We start from the raw sequence: 20,383 nt of genomic DNA on the forward strand, positions 1-20,383 counted from the left end.
GATCAACCCCTTTCGTGGGAATCGCGGGTGACGGTGCGTCGCGGGGTCACCGGGACGCGGTCCAGCCGCCCGGACAGGGAGAACCGGTCACCGCGATAGCGGATGTATTCGAGATCGACGGGCCTGCCGGAATCGGTGGAGGTGAGCCGCTCCAGGAACAGCAGCGGGGAGCCCGCCCGGACTTCCAGCAGCCCGGCGACCGTCGGATCGGCGGCGACCGCCTCGATCGCGACCGCGGCCGAGCCCAGCGGGAGCCCGAGTTCGGCTTCGAGCAGGCCGAACACGTCACAGCCGGTGAGGTCCTTGTCGAGCAGCGGGATGCCGACATCGGCTGTCAGATAGCTGGCGTCCAGCGACAGCGGGGCGCCGTCGAGGTAGCGCACCCGTTCCAGCGCGACGACCGGGTCGCCCGCCTCCAGTTCGAGCCGCTCGGCGACCAGCGGCGTGGCGGGCACGACCTCGGCGAGCAGGACCCGGTTCACCACCCGGTCGCTGCGGGTCTCGAAGGTCTCGGCCAGGCCGCGCAGGCGGTCCAGGCCCTGCACCGCCTTCTCGGCGACGACGAACGTGCCGGCGCCCGGCACCCGGTCGATCAGGCCTTCGTCGCGGAGCAGGGTGAGCGCGTCGCGGACGATATTGCGGCTGGTGGCGAAGTCGACGGCGAGCTGGGCCTCGGCGGGCAGCGGCCGGGTGCCGTAGACGCCGCTGCGGATACGGGCGCGCAGGACGTCACGGATGCGACGGGCCGGTGCGCTGCGGCGGCCCGCGCCCGGATCGGGGGGCCGGGGCCGGGCCGAGGAAAAGGGAGTGGCTGTCATGCGGCACATGCTCCGAACGCCGCGTTACGGCGGACGTTTCGGGCAATTACCGGATCGTTACGCCAGTTAGCGCTGCGGCTCCACGCCCTCTACCTGCGGCGATGCACCCTCGTTCGGGAGTCCCACCACCGGCGAGCGGGCGATCTCGAGTTGCGCGGCCCGGTCGACGAGCAGTTCGCCGGGCCCCGAGGGCGGGGTGGTGCGGCGCCAGATGGCCCGGAATTTGCGGGTCAGCCGAGCGGCGTCGGCACACGGCACCGCCACCAGCGCGCCGGTCGCCAGATCGGGCGCGGCGATCAGGCGGCTCAGGACGGCGGGGGCCATGCCGGTGCGGGCCGCCGCCACGATGGCCGCGGCCGAGCCGAGTTCGGCGGCCGGTCCCGCGGGCGTCGCGGCGGTGCTGAGCAGGTCCCAGACGGTGTCGCGGGTGCCCGAGCCGGGTTCGCGCCACAGCAGGGCGGTGCCGGCGAGTTCGGCGAGCGCGACCGGGGTGGTCCGGCGCGCCCAGGGGTGGTCGGGCGCGACCACGACGACCAGGTCGTCGGTGCCGAGCACGCGGCTGCCGAGCCCGGCGGGCGGATGCGGGCCCTCGACGAAGCCCAGATCGGCGACGCCGTCGCGCACGAGCGCCGCGACCTGGGTCGAGTTCTCCACCTCCAGCGAGATCAGCACCTCGGGATGGTCGGTGCGCAGCGCGGCCAGCCAGTGCGGAATACGGTGGTCGGCAATCGTTTTCGAGGCCGCGATGCGCAACCGCGGCGCGGCGGCGGCGCGCAGCCGATCGACGTCGTCGACGAGATCGCGCACCGCGGCGAGCACGATCCGCGCGTGCTCGACCACGGCGTGGCCCGCGTCGGTCAGCGCGGAGCCGGTGGGCCCGCGGTCGAGCAGCTTGACCCGCATCCGCCGTTCCAGGGCGCGGATCCGCATACTGGCGGCGGGCTGGCTGATGCCGTGGCGGCGGGCGGCCGCGCCCAGACTGCCCAGCTCGGCCACCGACACGAGGAGGTCGAGGACCTCCAGGTCGGGGGTTCCGGGTGGCAGGGTCATGCGCCGATTATGGGCGACGCGCGCGGGCGCGCCGCATCAGGCACTCTCGTCGTCGTGTTCGGCCCGGTATCGGCCGCGCAGATTCCGGATCACCCCGTAGAGCGCGACCACCGGTTTCAGCGGCATCCATTCACCGAAGCGGTACTCCCCGCTCCGCACCAGCCGCACGGCCAGTTCCGGGCTCTGCTCCCAGAGATAGTCGCGCCCGGTCGCGGCGTGCGTGGGCAGGGAGACGATCTTGATCCGGTCGGCGTCCTTCAGGAACGGAATCGCGAAAGCGATGTTCTCCCAGGTGGATCGGCTCGACTCCTCGAGCACGAGGTCGCCGCGGTAGCCCCGCTCCCCCGTGGCGTAGTCGGCCATCAGCGCCGCCTCGGAGACCGGTCCCGCGCACGCGCCGCCGCACAGGACCAGCCGGGATTCGGTGGCCGCCGGGTCGATCGAGCGCAGGCCCGCGCGCACCCGCCACCGGTTCATCGCGTTGGCCCGCGGACCCGCGTCCCGATAGCCGAGCACCACGACCGCCTCTGCCCCGGGGCCCGCCGAGCCGACGCACCGACGGGAGGCGCGCCAGTTCGCCCACTCGCCCCACAGCATCACTGCGATTGCGGCGGTCAGCGCGAGCCGGGTTGGTGTCCGCACTCTTCCAGGAAACCACACCTGCCCATAAGTCAGCCTTATGGGCACCCAGGAAACCGGCCTCTACCTGGAAGTCTGCGGCGCGGCGAAGGTGAAGGGGTGAACCGAGTACGCACCTTCGCTCCCGGCCTGGCCCTCGCCGCGCTCCTGGCCACCGTGGCCATGCCGTTCGGCAAGGCCCTGCCGATGATCGGCGCGCCCGTGCTGGCGCTGGCCGGGGGCGCCGTCGCCGGGATGGTGCTGCGTCGCCGGGACGCGACGGGTGCGACGTTCGGCCCCGGCCTCGACGTCGCCCGGCAGCGGCTACTCGGCGCGGCGATCGTGCTGCTCGGGCTCGGCCTGCCGCTCGGCTCGGTGATGAGCGTGGGCAAGGAGACCGCCGTCGTGCTGCTCGGCACGCTGCTCGTCGGCGCGGTGGCGGCGTTCTTCGTCGGCCGGATGCTGGCGGTCGACCGGGAGTCGGCGACGCTGGTGGCGGTGGGCACCACGATCTGCGGCGCGTCCGCGATCGCCGCCGCCACCGCGGTCCTGCGGCCGGACAAGCAGCGCGTCGCCTACGCGCTCGGCACCATCTTCGTCTTCAATGTCGCCGCGGTCCTGGTGTATCCGCCGCTCGGCCGGGCGCTCGGGCTCTCGCAGGAGGCGTTCGGGCTGTGGGTGGGCACCGCGATCAACGACACCTCCTCGGTGCTGGCCGCGGGTGTCATCTTCGGCGCCGGTGCCGCGCATTTCGCGGTGATCGTGAAGCTGGTGCGCAGCTTGGCGATCGTCCCGCTGTGTATCGGCCTGCATGTCGGCCGCCGTCGTCTCGCCGCGGAGACCGGTGCCCCCGCGGGCTCGCTGCGTCAGGCGTTCCCGCTGTTCGTCGTGTTGTTCCTGGCCGCGTCGATCATCGCCGGGCTGGGCATCCTGCCCGGCGCGGTCACCGCCCCGCTGGCCACCACCAGCGGCTGGCTCATCGCCGCGGTCCTGGCCGCCATCGGCACCTCGTTGAGTGTCGAGCGGCTGCGCAGCGCGGGGGTGCGGCCGCTGGTCCTCGGCGGCGCGCTCGGCCTGATCCTCGGTATCGCCAGCCTCGGCCTGATGTACCTCACCGGCTGGTGCTGACCGGTCTCTCGTGGGGCGGGCTGGGGCCGCCCCACGAGATCGTCGGCTAGGTGGTCGCGTTCACCGCGTTGAGCACCGCCGCCAGGGACGCCGCGAGCACCGAGGTGCCGCGCCCGAAGGCCCAGCCGGTGCGCCCGGCCGCCCGGAACTCCAGGTAGCTGACGGCGGCACTGTCCACGTCGTCGTCCACGGAATGCCGGGTCAGGCCCAGGATCTCGATCGAATGGCCGACGGCGGCGAGTGCCTCGACGACCGCGTCGACCGGTCCGATGCCGTGCCGCACCGAGCGCACCTCGCGACCGTCGACGGCAAGCACGATCTCGGTGCTCGCGTCGGTGATCTGCCACCGCGCCAGCACGATCCGCGGATCGGCGACCGTGTAGGCCTGCTCGAACAACGTGAACAGGTCCTTCGCGGTGATTTCGGCGCCGGTGCCGTCGGTGTGCCGCTGCACCCGCCGGGCCAGGTCGATCTGCAGACGACGGGGCAGGTCCAAGCCGTACCCGGTCTGCAGCAGGTAGGCGATGCCACCCTTGCCGGACTGCGAGTTCACCCGGATCACCGCGTCGTAGGAGCGACCGATATCGGCGGGGTCGATCGGCAGATACGGTACCTGCCACGGCGATTCGCGCTCGGCGAGCCCGGCCGACGCCGCCGTCGCGCGATGATGCGCCAGCCCCTTGCGGATCGCGTCCTGATGGGTGCCGGAGAAGGCGGTGTGCACGAGATCGCCGACATAGGGATGCCGTTCGTGCACGGGCAGCCGGGTGCAGTACTCGACCGTGCGACGGATCTCGTCGATGTCGGAGAAGTCGATCATCGGGTCGACGCCCTGGGCGTGCAGGTTGAGTGCCAGGGTCGCGATGTCGACATTGCCGGTGCGCTCGCCGTTGCCGAAGACGCAGCCCTCCACCCGCTGCGCGCCGGCCAGCACGGCCAGTTCGGCGCAGGCGATGCCGGTGCCCCGGTCGTTGTGCGGGTGCACCGACAGGATCACCCCGGCGCGCCGGGCCAGGTTCCGGTGCATGTACTCGATCTGGTCGGCGTAGACGTTCGGCGTCGCGACCTCCACCGTCGCGGGCAGATTCAGCGTCACCGGCCGCTGCGGGCAGGCCTGCCACAGCTCGCTCACCGCGTCGCAGATCTCCAGCGCGAAGTCCGGTTCGGTCAGGTTGAAGACCTCCGGTGAGAACTGGAAGCGCACATTCGGCAGATCGCCCGCCGTGCCGAGCACATCGCGGGCCCCGGCCAGGATCAGCTCCCGCATCTGCTCGCGAGACCTGCCGAGCACCACCTCCCGCCAGACCGGCGCGGTGGCCGTGTACAGGTGGATCACCACCTCGTTGGTGAGGCCGCGCACCGACTCGACGGTCCGCTCGATCAGATCGCGCCGGGCCGGGGTGAACACGACGACCGTCACGTCCGGCGGCGCGATCGGGGTGCGCGCCAGCAGGCGGACGAAATCGAAGTCGGTCTGCGAGGCGGACGGATAGCCGACCTCGATCTCCTTGTACCCCATGGCGATCAGCAGTTCGAAGAACCGGCGTTTGCGGTCGGGGTCCATCGGTTCGGCCAGCGCCTGATTGCCGTCGCGCAGGTCGACGGGCACCCACAGCGGGGCGGTGGTGATCCGGGCATTCGGCCACTCCCGGTGTCCGGCGGGTACTTCCACGCGCCGATGGACATCGCGATAGCGGTGCGATGGCATGGCCGAGCGCCGCTGCCGATTCCAGGCGGGTGCGCCGGCGCCGACCGCGCCGCTCGGAGTGGTCAGGGTGGGAAAAGGGGTCATGACGGTGCTGCTTCCTGGCCGAACGGCCACGAGACGACGGCGACCGGCCACGACAGAGCCCCACGGCGGGGCGGCCGGTCGGTCAGGCCCCGCCGTGGCGGCGGAGGAGCAGCGCGGTGTGCGTCATGATGGGTACACTTCTACCACAACTCCTCAGACAAGTAGAGAGGTTCTCCGGTGGTTGCACAGGTCAGGCGTCAGCCGCTGGCCGCTCAGGCGGCCGAACTCCTACTCGCGCGGATCCGCGCCGGCGAGTGGCCGCTGGGCCACCGATTACCGGGCGAGACGCTGCTCGCCGCCCAGCTCGGGGTGGGCCGGTCGACGCTGCGGGAGGCCATCAGGGAGCTGGCGGGCAAGGGGGTGCTCGACAGCAGGCAGGGCGCGGGGGTGTTCGTCACCGCGCTCGATGTCAGCGAGGACTGGGACGTCGTGCTGCGCGGGGCGACCATCGCGGCGGTGATCGAGGCCCGCATCGCGATCGAGGCCGAGGCGGCGGCGCTCGCGGCGCAGCGCCGCACACCGGCCGACCTGCGCGCCATCCGCCGCGCGCTGGCCGGGCGCCGCGCCGACGGCCAGACCGTGGCCGAGCACGTCGACGCCGACATGGCCTTCCATCGCGCGGTGATCGTCGCCGCCCACAACGACGTGCTGACCCAGCTGTTCGACAGCTTCCTGCCGCGCCTGCGCCTGGCCATGATCGACATGCTGGAACTGCGCCCGGTCGCCTCCGAGCAGGCCGACCACGCCGCGCACGAGCAGCTCGCCCAGGCCGTCGCCGACCGGAACCCCACGGCGGCGGCCGCGTTCAGCCGCACCCACCTGTCCGCCCTGAAGGAGGCCTTCGCATGACCGGCGCGCCCGTGATCGAACTCGACGCGGTGACCTTCCGGCGGGAGGGCAAGAAGATCATCAACGGCATCTCGCTGACCGTGCGAGCCGGGGAGCACTGGGCGCTGCTCGGCCCGAACGGCGCGGGCAAGAGCACCCTGCTCGGCTTCTGCGGCGCGGTCACCTTCCCCACCACCGGCGCGGTGCGGGTGCTCGGCGAGCAGTTCGGCCGGGTGGAGCTGGCCCGGCTGCGCCGCTCCATCGGCCACGTCAATCCGCGCCATCCGCTGCGCTATGCGCTCACCGTTCGTGAGGTCGTGCTGACCGGCATCACGGGCACGATCGACACACCGATGCGCTGGTCCCCCACCGCCGACGACCTGGCCCGCGCCGACGCGATCATCGACACCCTCGGCCTGACCGGGCGGGCCGCCGACATCTGGCCGACCCTGTCGCAGGGCGAGCGCGGCCGGACCCTGATCGCCCGCGCCCTGATCAGCGGCCCCCGCGTGCTGCTGCTCGACGAGCCGTCCACCGGCCTGGACCTGGCCGCGCGCGAACAACTCCTCACCACCATCGACTCCCTCGACCGCACCCACCCCGAGGTCGCGTCGGTGCTGGTCACCCACCATCTCGAGGAGCTGCCGAGCAGTACCACCCACGCCCTGCTCATCGCCGACGGCCGCACCGTCGCCACCGGCCGGGCCGCCGAGGTCATCACCACCGACCATGTCTCCACCGCCTTCGCCCACCCCATCGAGGTGCGCTACGACGACGGCCGCTGGAGCGCCCGCGCCCGCTGACGCCCCGCCCGGCGGTTACGATCGCGGGACATCGCATGTCGGGATCGACAGGAGGATGTCATGAGGATCGGGTACCGGATCGTCGCCGCCACGGGCGCCACCGTGGCACTGCTCGCCGCGGGCACGGGCATCGCCGCCGCCGAGGACACCACGCCACCGAAAGACCCCCTGGTCGGGTTCATCGAGTCGTGGCCGCCTGCCCCGCCGGGGTGTGACCGCGTCTGGGACCCGATCGAGGACGCCATCGAGGATTCCGTCCCCGCCTTCGCCGAGCCCGCCTTCGACGCCTTCGACGATTGGTGCGAGGGCGACGCGGACTAGTCCGGGTCCTGCAAGTCGTCCGGGCTGGAGGATCAGTCGACGTCACTGGTTCGTTCGACTCGACCTCACCACTGGTGTCGTCGGTGACTCGGTTGTGCGCGACACGACGAACCTGACATCGTTTCCAGGTGGCCGTACTTCTGGGTGATAAGAACAGGTTCGCTGTCGAAGTTGGCGATCGGGCCTCGGGGCTGCGTCGAGTGGACCTGTGGGCCGCCGATCAGTGGTTGACCTGCGACGACAATATGGTCTATGTCGAGCAGTTCCGCCGATCTGTGGAGGAAACTGCTGCCTCGGTACGTTCAGGGTGTGTTCCGCCACTGCCCTTTGCCGGGCTGTCTCCGGTGGCCACTCATCGTCGGTTCGATATCGCGACCGACGACGACCCGATTTGCGGGCTGCGCGAGCAGTTTTGGGTTCTTCGCTGGGGACCCACGACCGATAACTTGCAGGCCTTCGTCTTCCGCGGCGCTGACCACCTGGTGATCACGTTGCGGTTCTGGCGTGAGGCGCATTTGCTGAACCATCCCGAGCACGTGGGACGGATCTTCGAGGTCGAGATCGAGCCCGCAGAGTTCGCTGGAATCCTCGAAAGTCTAGGTTCGGCTCTGTAGATCATCGGAGCCGGAGGATGATCGCGGCGATGGTGAGTGCGGCGTGGAAGTAGGCGAGGCGTTTAGCGCACCGGGTGCCCACTAGATCTCGCCGATCGAGTCGTCTTTGACGATCACCTGATCCAGCAAACGTTGCCAGGTGCCGTTGGCGGTCCATAACCGCAATCGCTTGTGCGCGGTTTTCCACGACCGGACCGCTCGGGCAGATCGCGTCAGGGTGCTCCGTCCGTAGTTTCCACAGAATCGCGCTGATCACCTGCCGATGATCACGCCAGCATCGCCCACCCCTGATACCGGCAACAGCGGTTCGATTCGGGCCCATGCCCAATCAGTCAACTCACCCCGACCAACCACGACGTACAGCTAAGACCAACGACCACAACGACTACAGGACGCGGACTAGTCCGGGTCGGGGTCGGCCGCCAGGAGTTCGTCGGCCCTGGCCAGCGCGCGGTCGAGGTCGTCGGTGACGGCGTCCAGCACCGAGATGCCGTCGAGCATCTCGGTCAGTTCGGCGCGCAGGGCGTCGAGTTCGGCGATCGCGGGATCGACGGTGGTCCAGGCGACGGTGTCGCGCCACCAGCGGTCCTGCTGGACCCAGGACCAGACGACATCGCGCACGAGCAGGGCGTCGGTGGTGAACAGCTGGCGGCGGTCGCCGCCGTCGGTGTGCTCGAGCTCGTAGGTGCCGTCGTCGAGGAACCTGGCCTGGATCCGCTCGGTGGCGGTGCGGGTCAGCAGCAGGAACGGGTGATCGGGGGCGGGGTCGGTGGCCGCGGTGCCGGGATCGGCCGGGTCGACGGCCCGTGGCGCGCCGGAACCGTCGCCGAGGTGGACCACGACCGCCGGCGATTCGTCACGCTGCGCACCCATCCGGCCAGTGTGCCGGATCGAGGGCGGACGGGACCAGGGGTCCCGGTGAATCGGTGCCGCGCGACGGTAATCGGACTGCGCGGCGCGGCGCGGAGCGGTACCGTCGGCCCGATGACGTGGACAGCGCCCGAAATCATCCCGACCCGCACGCTGGTCGGGGTGGCGGAACGCCCGATGTTGCAGTCCTGGTTGGACTTCCATCGCCAGAGCCTGCTGAACAAATGCGGCGGCCTCAACCGCGATCAACTCGCCACCCGGTCGGTCCCCCCGTCCACACTCTCGCTGCTCGGGCTGATCCGGCACCTCACCGAGGTCGAGCGCGGCTGGTTCCGGGTCTCGGCCGCCGGGGAGCCCGTCGACCCGGTCTACGGGTCCGAGACGGAACCGGACGCCGATTTCGACGACCTCACCTCGGTGCCCGCCGAGGAGGCGTTCGCGCTCTTCCACGCCGAGGTCGCCGCCTGCGATGCGGCGGTGGCCGACCTGCCGCTCGACCACGTCTTCCATGTCCCGTGGCGGTCCGACGGCTACAGCCTGCGCTGGGTGTACCTGCACATGATCGAGGAATATGCCCGGCACAACGGCCACGCCGACCTGCTGCGGGAGCGGATCGACGGCGTCACCGGCAGTTTCTGACCCGGCTCAGGCGGTCCCGGTGATCACCTCGGTGGTCAGCTGATCGAGATCGTCGATCACCACGGCGGCCAGCGCCAGCGCGTCGGGCACCGGCGGGAACTCCGGACGGGGATCGGCGATCACCCGCATGCCCGCCGCGTGGGCGGAGCGCAGGCCGTTGGTCGAATCCTCCACGGCGGTACAGCTGTCCGGGTCGACGCCGAGGCGCTGGGCGACGGTGAGGTAGACGTCGGGCGCGGGCTTGCCGCGCCCGACCTCCTCGGTCGACAGGATCGCGGAGAAGTACTCGAGCAGCCCGGCCTTGGCCAGCACCAGGTCGATCAGGGAGCGCGGCGACGAACTGGCCAGCCCGAGCTTCCACTGGCTCGCGCAGCGCTGCACCGCCTCGACGGCGCCCGGCAGCAACGGCACGTGGTGGGCGTACTTGTCGGCCATCAGATCGATGACCTTGGTCGAGATGTCGTCGAGCGGCATGGCGACGCCGAGATCGTCGCTCATGTACGCGGCCCATTCCTGGGTGCTCATGCCCATCATCTTGCGCTGCGAATCCGGTTGCCACCGGCCACCTTTGAGGTCGACGTAGTCGTGCCGGACCTGTTCCCAGAGGGGCTCGGAATCGATCAGCACGCCGTCCATGTCGAACACAACCGCCGCGATACCCATGCGCTCAGCCTTTCGCCGTTCATCCGCCGGGCACCCCGCGGGCGCGCCGACTCTCGGTACGTACAGACCTGCTCGGTGATCGCCGACCAGCCTAATAGAGGAGCGCCTGCGGCGGTGAGCCGTGTCACGAGCGCGGACACAAGTGGGACACCGGACGCGAACATCCAGCTCCGCAGCGATAACGTGTTGCATATGGACGATACACAGGTCGGCAACTCGCTGCCGGACGCAGAGCACCACGAGGGCGGGTTCCGGCCGGTCGCCGAGCTGATCCAGCAGCGCAGGCAGGCGATGCAGGACCAGACCATCGGCGGCCCGCACTACGGCGAACTGATCGAACAGGTGCGCGAGCTGATGGATCGGGCGCGCCTGCTCAACCCGTCCGACGAGCTGGCCAAGGAGACCATCGCGACGCTCGAGCAGCTCAACGCGCGCCTGGACGCCGCGGTCGTGGACGAGTGGTCGGCGCCGAGCTGGACCCGCACCGACCTGCCCTCGCGCGGCAACATCACGCTGCCGCCGTACACGGTGTCCAGCGCCGACGTCGACGGTGTCACCGCCGAGCTGACCTTCCGCACCTTCCACCTGGGCGGCAACAACGCCGCGCACGGCGGCCAGATCGGCGTCGCGTTCGACGACATCCTCGGCATGACCGCCGCGGTGCACACCAAGGCCGTCACCCGGACCGCCTCGCTGACGATCGACTACCGCTCGATCACCCCGCTCAACAAGAAGCTGACGGTGCGCGCGTGGGTGGAGCGGACCGACGGCCGCAAGGTGTACCTGCGGGCCACGATGCACGACGGCGAGCGCCTGTGCGCCGAGGCGAACGGGCTGTTCATCCTCCTCAAGCCCGGTCAGCCCTGATCCGTCCCGGCCGCCGGGCGACATTGCGATCGACGTGATCCGAATGTCGCCCGCACCGGCCGGGGTGGCGCAATACCGCCGCCGACGCCGATCGCCGCAGGTCCCGGCGACGGTCACCCGGCGCAGAAACATCCCCTGAATCCGGGCCCGATTCGCGTCGGGCTCGGGGCCGCATAACGGCCGCTATCGTCGCTGTTCATGCAGGTCAGCGAGAAAACGGCAGCCGCCGATCCCACTCCGATCCGAGGCCAGCGCGCCGATCGGGCGCGCCGGGTGGCCGACATCCTGCGCCACCAGATCCTGGCCGGCGCGGTCCAGGGCGCGTTGCCCGGCGAGCAGGAGCTCGCCGCCGAGCACGACACCTCCCGTAACACCGTCCGCGAGGCGCTGGCGCTGCTGCGCGACGAGGGCCTCATCGATCGCGCGCCCAAGGTCGGCACCCGCGTCGCCGCCCGCAAGTACGACCACGGCCTCGACGCCCTGCTCGGCCTGCAGGAGACGCTCAAGGAGCACGGCACCGTCCGCAACGAGGTGCGCGCGGCCACCCACATCACCGCGCCCCCGGCCGTCGCGCGCAGGCTCGGCCTGGCCCCCGGCGACCGCGTCGTCTACATCGAGCGGCTACGTTTCCTCGCCGACCTGCCGCTGAGCCTGGATCTCACCTACCTCGCGCCCGATGTCGGCGACGCGGTACTGGCCAACGACCTCGAGACGACCGACGTGTTCGTCCTGCTCGAGCAGGTCACCGGCCAGTCGCTCGGCGCGGCCGACCTCGCCCTGGAAGCGGTGGCCGCCGACCCGCACACCGCGACCACCCTCGACACCCCCGCCGGCGCCCCGCTGCTGATGCTGGAGCGCCTCACCCACCTCGACGACGGCAGGCCCGTCGATCTCGAATACATCCGCATGCGCGGTGACCGCATCACCATGCGCGGCAGCCTCACCCGCAGCGCACCCGAATGGAAGGTCCTCTAGATGGCGCTCGTCCCCCAGCGTGCCGACGTCCCCGTGACGATCGACGAATCGCTGTGCATCACCGGCTGCACCCTGTGCGTCGACATGTGTCCGCTCGATTCCCTTGCCATCCACGAGGATTCGGGCAAGGCCTACATGCACGTCGACGAGTGCTGGTACTGCGGGCCGTGCGCCGCCCGCTGCCCCACCGGCGCCGTCACCGTCAACATGCCCTATCTGCTCCGCTGAACCCGGGAAATCCACGCATGAAGCTCACTCGTCTCGTCCCCGCCGTGCTCGCCCTCGCGCTCACCGCGGCGGGCTGCTCGCTCGACAGCACCGACGCCGCGCCGGCGGGCACCGTCAGGGTCGTCATCGGCTACCAGTCCAAGACCATCAACACCGTCACCGCGGGCACCCTGCTGAAGGCGCAGGGCTACCTCGAGCAGCGGTTGCAACGGATCACCGACGCCGGCGGCGCGAAGTACCAGGTGGAGTGGCAGGACTACGACACCGGCGCGCCGATCACCGCGCAGATGGTGGCCGAGAAGATCGATATCGGCTCGATGGGCGATTACCCGTTGCTCATCAACGGTTCCCGCACCCAGGCCAACGAGCGCGCCCGCACCGAGCTGGTGTCGATCACCGGCTACAACCCCAAGGGCGCGCTGAACATGGTGGTGGTGCCCAATGATTCGCCCGCGCGCTCGCTCACCGATCTGGCGGGCCAGAAGATCTCGGCCAGTGTCGGTTCGGCGGGCCACGGCACGCTCGTGCAGGCGCTGAGCCGGGCGGGCATCGACCCCGCCAAGGGCGTGGAGGTGCTCAACCAGCAGCCGCAGGTCGGCGCGACCGCGCTGGAATCGCATCAGGTGAGCGCACTCTCGCAGTTCGTGGCCTGGCCGGGTCTGCTGGTGCAGCAGAACAAGGCCAAGCTGCTCTACGACGGCGCCGAGCTGAACGTGCCGACCTTCCACGGCGTGGTCGCCCGCCGCGCCTACGCCGCCGACCATCCCGAAGTGCTGCAGGCGTTCCTGGCCGCGCAGCTGGACGCGACCGCGTTCCTCAACGAGAAGCCGTTCGAGGCCGCCGATCTCGTCGCCAAGGGCTCCGGCCTGCCGCAGGAAGTCGTCTACCTCTACAACGGCCCCGGCGGCACCAGCTTCGACACCACGCTCAAGGCGAACCTGATCGCCGCGTTCAAAGACGATGTGACCTACCTGAAGTCGATCGGCGACTTCGCCGACCTCGACATCGACGCGTTCGTGCAGGACGGCCCGCTGCGCCAAGCCTTCGCCGAGACCGGGCGCGGCGACTACGACACCGCGCTGGCCGCGCGGGTGAACCCCAGCAAGGTCACCGGAACCGACCCGATCTGCGCGGTGCCCGTGACCGATCCGGCGCTGGCGGGCGAGATCTGGGTCGACGGCGCCGACAAGCCGCAGCCCGCAGCGAACCCGGCCTGCCTGCTGCGGGCGGTACAGGCCGCCAAGTCGCAGGGCAAGACGATCCGCGCGGTCTACCTCCCCGACGCCGAGCTGGGCACCCGCTGGTTCGCCGACAAGGCGATCTGGCTGCGCGACGCCGACCGCTACCTGCCGTTCACCACGCAGGCCGCCGCCGACCGCTACCGCGCCGCCCATCCCGCCGCCACGCCGATCGCCTACGACCAGGCCGTGACGGAAGTCCGCGGATGAGTACGGTTTCCGGTCCGCGCACCGCGGCCGCGGTGGACGACACCCGCGCGGCGGCCCGGCACCCCGACGACGTCGACAGCGACACCGGCCGGTCGGTGTGGATCTCGCGGTCGATCCGGGTCGCCTCGGTGCTGGCGGCGGTCGGGCTGTGGCAGCTGCTCACCGCGGGCGACGTGCGCGCGGGCCTGCGCTTCGACACACTGCCGACGGTGACCGAGATCGTCGCCGAGTTCGGCGAGCATCTGGGCACCGGGCAGTACTACCTCGATGTGGCGCAGTCGCTGATCCGGATCGTGACCGGGTTCGGGCTGGCCGCGATCGTCGGTGTGCTGGCGGGCATCGGCCTCGGCAGGTCCCGGCTGCTGGCCGACGTGTTCGGTCCGCTGGCCGAGCTGGTCCGCCCGATCCCGGCGATCGCGCTGGTGCCGGTCGCGATCCTGCTGTTCCCCAGCGACGAGTCCGGCATCGTGTTCATCACCTTCACCGCGTCGCTGTTCCCGGTGCTGGTGAGCACCCGGCACGCCACCCGGGCGCTGCCGACAATCTGGGAGGACGCGATCCGCACGCTCGGCGCGTCCCGGCGCGAGGTGCTGACCAGGGTGGTCGTCCCCGGCATCCTGCCCGGAGTGTTCAGCGGGCTCTCGGTGGGCATGGGCGTGGCCTGGATCTGCCTCATCTCCGCCGAGATGATCTCCGGGCGGCTCGGCATCGGCTACCGCACCTGGCAGTCCTACACCATCGTCGACTACCCCGCCGTGTTCGTCGGCATGATCACCATCGGCGTGCTCGGCTTCCTCACCTCCGGAATCGTCGAACTGGCAGGCCGCCGGGTCACCCGCTGGCTGCCGAGAGAGGTCGCGTCATGACCACGACCACCGCCGCGCCCGCCGTCTCGGTCGGCATGCGGCTGCGCCTGGAATCGGTACGGATCAGCTACGGCGCCAAGACCGTCGTGCGCGGCGTCGACCTCGACATCGCGCCCGGCGAGATCCTGGTCCTGGTGGGCAAATCCGGCTGCGGCAAGTCGACGCTGCTGCGCGCGCTCGCCGGGCTGCGCCGTCCGAGCGGCGGGATCATCCGGGCCGACGAGGACACCGTGACCGGTCCGTCGGCCGATCGCGCGCTGGTGTTCCAGGACGACGCGCTGCTGCCGTGGCGCACCGCGCGCGCCAATGTCGAGCTGGCCCTGCGGCTTCGCGGCGTACCGCGCGGCGAGCGGGCGCGGAGCTCGCAGCGCTGGCTCGACGAGGTCGGGCTGACCGGCTACGCCGACTATCTGCCGCGCGATCTGTCCGGCGGCATGCGCCAGCGGGTGCAGCTGGCCCGCAGCCTGGCCGGGTCGCCGCGCGCGGTCCTGATGGACGAGCCGTTCGGCGCGCTCGACAGCCAGACCCGCGCGGAGATGCAGCGCCTGCTCGTCGACACCTGGCGCGCGCATCCCACCACCATCGTTTTCGTCACCCACGACCTCGACGAAGCGCTGCTGCTCGGCGATCGGATCGCCGTCCTCGGCGACGGTGCGCTGCGCGCGCTCGTGGAGGTGCCCGACCCGCGTGAGCCGGTGGACCGGCAGGCGCTACGGGACCGAATCCTGGAGTCACTGTGAACATTCCCGACCTGTCCGACCGCGTCCGGCTCGACTGCGACGTCCTGGTCATCGGCGGCGGCACCGCGGGCACCATGGCCGCACTCACCGCCGCGGAGTCCGGGGCGAGCGTGCTGCTGCTGGAGAAGGCGCACGTGCGGCACTCCGGCGCGCTCGCCATGGGCATGGACGGCGTGAACAACGCCGTCATCCCCGGCAAGGCCGAGCCGGAGGACTACGTCGCCGAGATCACCCGCGCCAACGACGGCATCGTCGACCAGCGCACCGTGTATCAGACCGCGACCCGAGGCTTCGCGATGGTGCAGCGGCTCGAACGCTACGGCGTGAAGTTCGAGAAGGACGAGTACGGCGAGTACGCGGTGCGCCGGGTGCACCGGTCGGGGTCCTACGTGCTGCCGATGCCCGAGGGCAAGGACGTGAAGAAGGCGCTCTATCGCGTCCTGCGCCAGCGCACGATGCGCGAGAAGATCCGCATCGAGAACCGGCTGATGCCGGTGCGGGTGCTCACCGAGAACGGGCGGGCGGTGGGCGCGGCCGCGTTGAACACGCGCACCGGTGAGTTCGTCGCGGTCGGCGCGAAAGCGGTGATCCTGGCGACCGGTCCGTGCGGCCGCCTCGGGCTGCCCGCCTCGGGCTACCTCTACGGCACCTACGAGAACCCCACCAACGCCGGCGACGGCTACGCGATGGCCTACCACGCGGGCGCCGAACTGTCGGGCATCGAATGCTTCCAGATCAATCCGCTCATCAAGGACTACAACGGACCCGCGTGCGCCTACGTCGCGAACCCGTTCGGCGGCTACCAGGTCAATGCCGAGGGTGAGCGGTTCGTCGACTCCGACTACTGGTCGGGGCAGATGATGGCCGAGGTGAAGCAGGAGATCGAGTCCGCGCGCGGGCCCATCTACCTGAAGGTCTCGCACCTGCCGGACGAGACGCTGTCCACGCTCGAGTCGATCCTGCACACCACCGAGCGGCCCACCCGCGGCACCTTCCACGCCAATCGCGGCCACGACTACCGTACCCACGACATCGAGATGCACATCTCCGAGATCGGTTTGTGCGGTGGGCATTCCGCGTCCGGCGTCTGGGTGGACGAGAACGCGCGCACCACGGTCCCCGGCCTGTACGCGGCGGGCGATCTGGCCTGCGTGCCGCACAACTACATGATCGGCGCGTTCGTCTACGGCGATCTGGCGGGCGCGCACGCGGCCTCGACACTGACCGAGGTCGCGGCCCCCGCCGAGCTGCCCGAGGATCAGCTGGCCGACGCGCACGAGCTCGTCTACCGGCCGCTGCGCCAGCCGGAGGGCCCGCCGCAGCCGCAGGTCGAGTACAAGCTGCGGCGTTTCGTGAACGACTATGTGGCGCCGCCGAAGACCGCGGCCAAGCTGTCGATCGCGGTGGAGACCTTCGAGCGGATGCGCGGGGAGGTGGAGGGCATCGGCGCGCGCACCCCGCACGAGCTGATGCGGGCCGCGGAGGTCTCGTTCATCCGCGACTGCGCGGAGATGGCGGCGCGGAGTTCGCTGACCCGCACCGAATCCCGGTGGGGGCTCTATCACGACCGGGCCGACCTGCCCGAGCGCGACGACGCGTCGTGGAACTTCCACCTGAATCTGCGCAAGACCGCCGACGGGGAGATGGAGTTCGTGAAGCGCTCGGTGGCACCGTATCTGGTGCCGGTGCCCGGTCTCGACGACGTGCCGTCGGCCGAACCGATCGTCGAGGTGATCGCCCAGCCCGCGCTCGTCGGGACGCGGGCGCCCCAGGAGGCCCCGGTGCGCGAACGGCCGGTCGCGACATCGCCGTCCTCGCCGCGGCTGGTGACCCTGCTCGCGCTGGATTCCCCTGGCGTCGAGGAGGTGTCGAGCTACCTGACCGATCCCGATCCCGTCGTCCGGGTGGCGGCGCTGTCGGTGCTCACCGAGAACACGCCCGACGGATTCGCCACCGAACTGGTGCGCGCGCTCGGCGACGAGGCGGCCTCGGTGCGCCGGGCCGCGACCGAGAGCCTGCGCGAACTGGTGGAGGTGCTCCCGGGCGCGGGTGCGCTGGCCGAGCACCTGGGCTCGCCCGATCCGCTGGTCCGGGCGACCGTGATCGACCTGCTGCGGGCGTTGCGGGCCGGATCGGCGGCGGACTACCGTGCGGCGCTGGGTGATACCGACCATCGGGTGCGGATCGAGGCGGTGCGGGCGCTGGTCTCGCTCGACGACGCCGCGGCGGTGGCCTCCATCGCCGGTGACACCAACCGTGAGGTGCGCATCGCCGTCGCCCAGGGGCTCGCGTCGATCGGCGCGGGCGGGGTCGAGGTCATCCGGGTGCTCGGCACCGATCCCGATCCACTGGTACGGGCCGCCGCGCTGACGGCCTACGCCGCGCTGGGTCCCGGTGCCGAGGACGTCACGGGACTGGCTGCGGCACTGCGGCATTCGGCCTGGCAGGTCCGGGTAGGTGCGGCCCGTGGCCTCGCCGGCGCCGCCCCCGAAGCGGCCGTGGCGCCACTGGCCGACGCCCTCACCGACCGGCATCTCGACGTCCGCAAGGCCGCGGTCCTCGCCCTGGCGACCTGGCCGACCGACACCGCCGCCGTGGACGCGCTCGAGACCGCGATCGCCGACCCGGACGCCGATGTCCGCGCCTACGCCCGGCGTGCCGTCGTCGCGGCGGGCCGCACCCCGGGCGACCCGGCCCGGGCCGCCGAGCTGTCCGACGCGCGCGCGTGAGCGGCGTCGGATCGGGACCGTGCCGTAGCGCCGCAGCGACACGGTCCAGGCGACGGCGCACAACCCAGTTCAGGCGCCGGGTCGGCAATGTCGGCCGCTCGGCGGGGAACGGCATGCGCGGACCGATACCGGGCGAGACCGGCTCCTCCGCGCCAACCGACGTCATACCTCCCGGCAACATCCGCCCGTCCGCACCGGCCGGCTCAGGTTCACCCGCACGGGGCAGTATCGCCGCCACCGCGCGGGGCTCTCTCGAGGCGACGTCGGTCGACCACGGCGGCCGGACGGCGCGCGATGCGGTTCGGCCGACAGCATCCGCGCCGAGGACGACCGAGCCCGACTGCGGTCCACCTACGGTTCCCATCGATCCGATCTTCCCGATATCTCCCCAGGTCACAGCCTCGAGATGCCCGCGTCACAGTGTCGGTGATCCGCGGCGTCGATAGGCTGGGTCGCATGAGCGCACTCTCGGGCACGTTGGTGACGGTCGCCGAGGACCTGGACACGGTGACGACCGTCGGCCACGAGGACGACCCGGCCGAGGCCGGTACGTCGGCCGAGGCGGTCGCTCGGCTGTGGGACTCCGTGCGCGATTGGTACGCGATGGGTACCTCGCCGGCGATCCAGGTGTGTCTGCGGCGCAACGGCAAGATCGTGCTGAACCGGACCATCGGCCACGGCTGGGGCAATGCGCCCAGGGACGCCCCCGATGCCGAGAAGATCCTGGCGACTCCGGACACGCCGTTCTGCGGCTTCTCGACCGCGAAAGGTGTCGCCGCGACGGTGATGTCCATGCTCGTCGAGCAGGGTGCGTTCGCACTGAACGACCGTGTGTGCGACTACATTCCGGAGTTCACGTCGCATCGCAAGGACCGGATCACCATCGGCGACGTACTGTCGCATTCGGCGGGCGTCCCGTTCATCACCCCGCCGTACAAAGGCAGCGAGGTCGTGCCGGACGAGGATCTGGCCGTCGCGGCGCTCGCCGATCTCGTGCCGAGCTGGCCGCCCGGCCGGTTCCGTGTCTATCACGCCCTGACCAGCGGGCTGATCCAGCGACTGCTCGTGCAGCGGGCGACCGGCAAGCGGATGCGCGAGCACCTCGCCGAGCAGGTACTGGAGCCGTTCGGCTTCCGCTGGAACACCTTCGGCGTCGACCCGGCCGATCTCGACCGGGTCGTACCGAGCGTGAAGACCGGGCCGCCACCGTCGCGGCTGTCATTGTTCCTGGCGCGCAAGGCACTGGGCGGGCGGATGGACAAAGCGTCCAAGGCCGACAACGACGCGTTCCTCACCGCCGAACTCCCGTCCGGCAACCTGGTGACCACCGCCACCGAGCTGTCGCGCTTCTACGAGATCCTCACGCGGGGCGGCGAACTCGACGGCATCCGGATCATCGAACCAGCCACGCTCCGCGACGCGATCCGGCCCGCCGACCGGATGCCCGGTGCGGCGGGCCGGGTCAGCCGCGCGGGATTCGAACTGGGCGGGCGCCGATCGAAATTCGGCCGCGACACCCGGTTCCACTTCGGCCGCAGCGGTTTGACGACGCAGTACGGCTGGGCTGATCCCGAGCGCGGACTCGCGGGCGCGATTCTCACCAGCGGCAAGGCCGGGACCGACACGAACCGCCCCTGGCAGCTGGTGTCCCAGGTGTCGGAGACCTTGCCGCGGCTGGACCGCGCACCCGAGTGGCTCGGTCTCAGGTGAGCGCGGCGATGATCGTGCGCGCGACCCAGTCCGCGTAGCGGTCCACCGGCCAGCCCCTGGCCAGGACCAGCCGCTCGTAGGTGTCGATGGCGAGGTAGTTCCACAGCACGTCGCGGACCTCGTCGAGCTCGATCCCGGGCCGGAGCTGCCCCGTGTCGAGCAGGTGCCCGCCCAGCATGGTCATCCCGACCAGGCCCTCCTCGGCCAGCTTGTCCCACACCGGGGTGAGCGAATCGTCGACGTGGCGGCCGTCGCGGATCAGGAACTGGACCGTGGCCGACCGGGCCTGCCGCCGGGCCAGCCCGTGGACGAACATCGTGATCTTGCGGCGCACGTCCGGTTCGGCCAGCATCGCCTGCTGCTCGGGGCGCTGATACACGGGGACATCGTCGTCGTCGCCCGCGATGACGACATCGAACACGGCCTTGGCCAGCGCCGCCTTCGTACCGAACGCCTTGTACACGCTCTCCGCCGAGACGCCTGCGCGCTCGGCGATCGCCGCGATAGTCGTCGGCCGGAACCCGTCGCGCTCGAACAGCTCCTGGGCCGCGGCCACCATCGCATGGCGCCGCACCTTGGCTCGCGCGCGCCGCCCCGACGCGTCGTAGCGCCTCTTGACTTCGGTCATGAGGGGTCCAATACTTTTAGATACAGTCCAACTTTACCCAATTGGAGT

At 70.9% G+C, this 20,383-nt stretch carries 20 protein-coding genes, 1 tRNA gene and 1 pseudogene; 13 read left to right on the plus strand and 9 right to left on the minus strand.

Annotated elements, in window-relative coordinates; all coding sequences use genetic code 11:
• Window positions 1-2 precede the first annotated feature (2 nt).
• The 3 genes from AB0H54_RS29555 to AB0H54_RS29565 form a co-directional block, all read right to left on the minus strand.
• Window positions 3-818, minus strand: coding sequence for a GntR family transcriptional regulator (locus tag AB0H54_RS29555; protein WP_357349766.1), 816 nt, complete (start codon window positions 816-818; stop codon window positions 3-5).
• Window positions 819-884: 66 nt separating this feature from the next.
• Entirely contained in the window at window positions 885-1,868 is a 984-nt protein-coding gene (locus AB0H54_RS29560) for a LysR substrate-binding domain-containing protein (RefSeq protein WP_355282098.1), read from the minus strand.
• 36 nt (window positions 1,869-1,904) lie between these two features.
• Window positions 1,905-2,510 carry a YdcF family protein gene (locus tag AB0H54_RS29565; RefSeq protein WP_357349768.1) on the minus strand — a complete coding sequence of 202 codons (606 nt, stop codon included), beginning with the start codon at window positions 2,508-2,510 and terminating at the stop codon, window positions 1,905-1,907.
• A gap of 96 nt (window positions 2,511-2,606) precedes the next feature.
• Here AB0H54_RS29565 and AB0H54_RS29570 point away from each other — a divergent pair, with 96 nt between their 5' ends.
• On the plus strand, window positions 2,607-3,614 hold the full coding sequence (locus tag AB0H54_RS29570; protein WP_357349770.1) for a putative sulfate exporter family transporter: 1,008 nt from the start codon (window positions 2,607-2,609) through the stop codon (window positions 3,612-3,614).
• Window positions 3,615-3,660: 46 nt separating this feature from the next.
• Here AB0H54_RS29570 and AB0H54_RS29575 read toward each other — a convergent pair whose 3' ends face one another.
• Complete coding sequence (locus AB0H54_RS29575) at window positions 3,661-5,406, minus strand: 2-isopropylmalate synthase (RefSeq protein ID WP_357349772.1); 1,746 nt, start codon at window positions 5,404-5,406, stop codon at window positions 3,661-3,663.
• Between the two features lie 177 nt (window positions 5,407-5,583).
• Here AB0H54_RS29575 and AB0H54_RS29580 point away from each other — a divergent pair, with 177 nt between their 5' ends.
• The 4 genes from AB0H54_RS29580 to AB0H54_RS29595 all read left to right on the plus strand — a co-directional run bounded on the left by AB0H54_RS29580 (window position 5,584) and on the right by AB0H54_RS29595 (window position 7,972).
• Complete coding sequence (locus AB0H54_RS29580; RefSeq protein ID WP_357349774.1) at window positions 5,584-6,255, plus strand: FCD domain-containing protein; 672 nt, start codon at window positions 5,584-5,586, stop codon at window positions 6,253-6,255.
• A complete protein-coding gene (locus AB0H54_RS29585; RefSeq protein WP_357349776.1) occupies window positions 6,252-7,037 on the plus strand; it encodes an ATP-binding cassette domain-containing protein in 786 nt (261 codons plus the stop codon). Before AB0H54_RS29580 ends, AB0H54_RS29585 begins: the two co-directional genes overlap by 4 nt.
• Before the next feature lie 60 nt (window positions 7,038-7,097).
• Entirely contained in the window at window positions 7,098-7,358 is a 261-nt protein-coding gene (locus tag AB0H54_RS29590) for a hypothetical protein (protein ID WP_357349778.1), read from the plus strand.
• Between the two features lie 128 nt (window positions 7,359-7,486).
• On the plus strand, window positions 7,487-7,972 hold the full coding sequence (locus tag AB0H54_RS29595; RefSeq protein WP_357349780.1) for a hypothetical protein: 486 nt from the start codon (window positions 7,487-7,489) through the stop codon (window positions 7,970-7,972).
• 123 nt (window positions 7,973-8,095) lie between these two features.
• Here AB0H54_RS29595 and AB0H54_RS29600 read toward each other — a convergent pair.
• Together AB0H54_RS29600 and AB0H54_RS29605 are read right to left on the minus strand one after the other, a co-directional pair.
• Window positions 8,096-8,335: pseudogene (locus AB0H54_RS29600) on the minus strand (transposase); the annotation flags it as partial.
• A 36-nt stretch (window positions 8,336-8,371) separates the two neighbouring features.
• Window positions 8,372-8,845 carry a hypothetical protein gene (locus AB0H54_RS29605; RefSeq protein WP_357349781.1) on the minus strand — a complete coding sequence of 158 codons (474 nt, stop codon included), beginning with the start codon at window positions 8,843-8,845 and terminating at the stop codon, window positions 8,372-8,374.
• A 111-nt stretch (window positions 8,846-8,956) separates the two neighbouring features.
• On the opposite strand from AB0H54_RS29605, the gene AB0H54_RS29610 reads away from it, so the two are divergent.
• Complete coding sequence (locus AB0H54_RS29610) at window positions 8,957-9,481, plus strand: DinB family protein (RefSeq protein ID WP_357349783.1); 525 nt, start codon at window positions 8,957-8,959, stop codon at window positions 9,479-9,481.
• Window positions 9,482-9,487: 6 nt separating this feature from the next.
• Here AB0H54_RS29610 and AB0H54_RS29615 read toward each other — a convergent pair whose 3' ends face one another.
• The gene (locus tag AB0H54_RS29615) at window positions 9,488-10,144 is read right to left on the minus strand and encodes an HAD-IA family hydrolase (RefSeq protein ID WP_357349785.1); all 657 of its coding nucleotides are present in this window, start codon (window positions 10,142-10,144) and stop codon (window positions 9,488-9,490) included.
• A 192-nt stretch (window positions 10,145-10,336) separates the two neighbouring features.
• Here AB0H54_RS29615 and AB0H54_RS29620 point away from each other — a divergent pair, with 192 nt between their 5' ends.
• The 7 genes from AB0H54_RS29620 (at window position 10,337) to AB0H54_RS29650 (ending at window position 17,997) form a co-directional block, all read left to right on the plus strand.
• On the plus strand, window positions 10,337-11,011 hold the full coding sequence (locus tag AB0H54_RS29620; protein WP_355282074.1) for a PaaI family thioesterase: 675 nt from the start codon (window positions 10,337-10,339) through the stop codon (window positions 11,009-11,011).
• Between the two features lie 198 nt (window positions 11,012-11,209).
• Entirely contained in the window at window positions 11,210-11,986 is a 777-nt protein-coding gene (locus tag AB0H54_RS29625; protein WP_357349787.1) for a GntR family transcriptional regulator, read from the plus strand.
• A complete protein-coding gene (locus AB0H54_RS29630) occupies window positions 11,987-12,214 on the plus strand; it encodes a ferredoxin family protein (RefSeq protein WP_019046727.1) in 228 nt (75 codons plus the stop codon).
• 17 nt (window positions 12,215-12,231) lie between these two features.
• Entirely contained in the window at window positions 12,232-13,662 is a 1,431-nt protein-coding gene (locus AB0H54_RS29635; protein WP_357349789.1) for an ABC transporter substrate-binding protein, read from the plus strand.
• Window positions 13,659-14,528: an ABC transporter permease gene (locus AB0H54_RS29640; RefSeq protein WP_357349791.1), complete on the plus strand. Its 870-nt coding sequence runs from the start codon at window positions 13,659-13,661 to the stop codon at window positions 14,526-14,528. Before AB0H54_RS29635 ends, AB0H54_RS29640 begins: the two co-directional genes overlap by 4 nt.
• A complete protein-coding gene (locus tag AB0H54_RS29645) occupies window positions 14,525-15,268 on the plus strand; it encodes an ABC transporter ATP-binding protein (protein ID WP_357349793.1) in 744 nt (247 codons plus the stop codon). Before AB0H54_RS29640 ends, AB0H54_RS29645 begins: the two co-directional genes overlap by 4 nt.
• A complete protein-coding gene (locus AB0H54_RS29650; protein ID WP_357349795.1) occupies window positions 15,265-17,997 on the plus strand; it encodes a fumarate reductase/succinate dehydrogenase flavoprotein subunit in 2,733 nt (910 codons plus the stop codon). Before AB0H54_RS29645 ends, AB0H54_RS29650 begins: the two co-directional genes overlap by 4 nt.
• 1,448 nt (window positions 17,998-19,445) lie before the next feature.
• On the opposite strand, the gene AB0H54_RS29655 is transcribed toward AB0H54_RS29650, so the two are convergent.
• Window positions 19,446-19,533, minus strand: a tRNA-Glu gene (locus AB0H54_RS29655).
• 166 nt (window positions 19,534-19,699) lie between these two features.
• Window positions 19,700-20,335: a helix-turn-helix domain-containing protein gene (locus AB0H54_RS29660; protein ID WP_357349797.1), complete on the minus strand. Its 636-nt coding sequence runs from the start codon at window positions 20,333-20,335 to the stop codon at window positions 19,700-19,702.
• Window positions 20,336-20,383 lie beyond the last annotated feature (48 nt).

It is taken from the genome of Nocardia sp. NPDC050718, assembly GCF_040654235.1.
Lineage (GTDB): Bacteria > Actinomycetota > Actinomycetes > Mycobacteriales > Mycobacteriaceae > Nocardia.

What these genes read in the sequence shown, in the direction of transcription:
- AB0H54_RS29605 (WP_357349781.1), bottom strand. Translation starts at nt 8,845, where the DNA reads ATGGGTGCGCAGCGTGACGAATCGCCGGCGGTCGTGGTCCACCTCGGC.
- AB0H54_RS29625 (WP_357349787.1), top strand. Translation starts at nt 11,210, where the DNA reads ATGCAGGTCAGCGAGAAAACGGCAGCCGCCGATCCCACTCCGATCCGA.
- AB0H54_RS29585 (WP_357349776.1), top strand. Translation starts at nt 6,252, where the DNA reads ATGACCGGCGCGCCCGTGATCGAACTCGACGCGGTGACCTTCCGGCGG.
- AB0H54_RS29630 (WP_019046727.1), top strand. Translation starts at nt 11,987, where the DNA reads ATGGCGCTCGTCCCCCAGCGTGCCGACGTCCCCGTGACGATCGACGAA.
- AB0H54_RS29615 (WP_357349785.1), bottom strand. Translation starts at nt 10,144, where the DNA reads ATGGGTATCGCGGCGGTTGTGTTCGACATGGACGGCGTGCTGATCGAT.
- AB0H54_RS29575 (WP_357349772.1), bottom strand. Translation starts at nt 5,406, where the DNA reads ATGACCCCTTTTCCCACCCTGACCACTCCGAGCGGCGCGGTCGGCGCC.
- AB0H54_RS29645 (WP_357349793.1), top strand. Translation starts at nt 14,525, where the DNA reads ATGACCACGACCACCGCCGCGCCCGCCGTCTCGGTCGGCATGCGGCTG.
- AB0H54_RS29590 (WP_357349778.1), top strand. Translation starts at nt 7,098, where the DNA reads ATGAGGATCGGGTACCGGATCGTCGCCGCCACGGGCGCCACCGTGGCA.
- AB0H54_RS29620 (WP_355282074.1), top strand. Translation starts at nt 10,337, where the DNA reads ATGGACGATACACAGGTCGGCAACTCGCTGCCGGACGCAGAGCACCAC.
- AB0H54_RS29555 (WP_357349766.1), bottom strand. Translation starts at nt 818, where the DNA reads ATGACAGCCACTCCCTTTTCCTCGGCCCGGCCCCGGCCCCCCGATCCG.
- AB0H54_RS29640 (WP_357349791.1), top strand. Translation starts at nt 13,659, where the DNA reads ATGAGTACGGTTTCCGGTCCGCGCACCGCGGCCGCGGTGGACGACACC.
- AB0H54_RS29635 (WP_357349789.1), top strand. Translation starts at nt 12,232, where the DNA reads ATGAAGCTCACTCGTCTCGTCCCCGCCGTGCTCGCCCTCGCGCTCACC.
- AB0H54_RS29560 (WP_355282098.1), bottom strand. Translation starts at nt 1,868, where the DNA reads ATGACCCTGCCACCCGGAACCCCCGACCTGGAGGTCCTCGACCTCCTC.
- AB0H54_RS29660 (WP_357349797.1), bottom strand. Translation starts at nt 20,335, where the DNA reads ATGACCGAAGTCAAGAGGCGCTACGACGCGTCGGGGCGGCGCGCGCGA.
- AB0H54_RS29610 (WP_357349783.1), top strand. Translation starts at nt 8,957, where the DNA reads ATGACGTGGACAGCGCCCGAAATCATCCCGACCCGCACGCTGGTCGGG.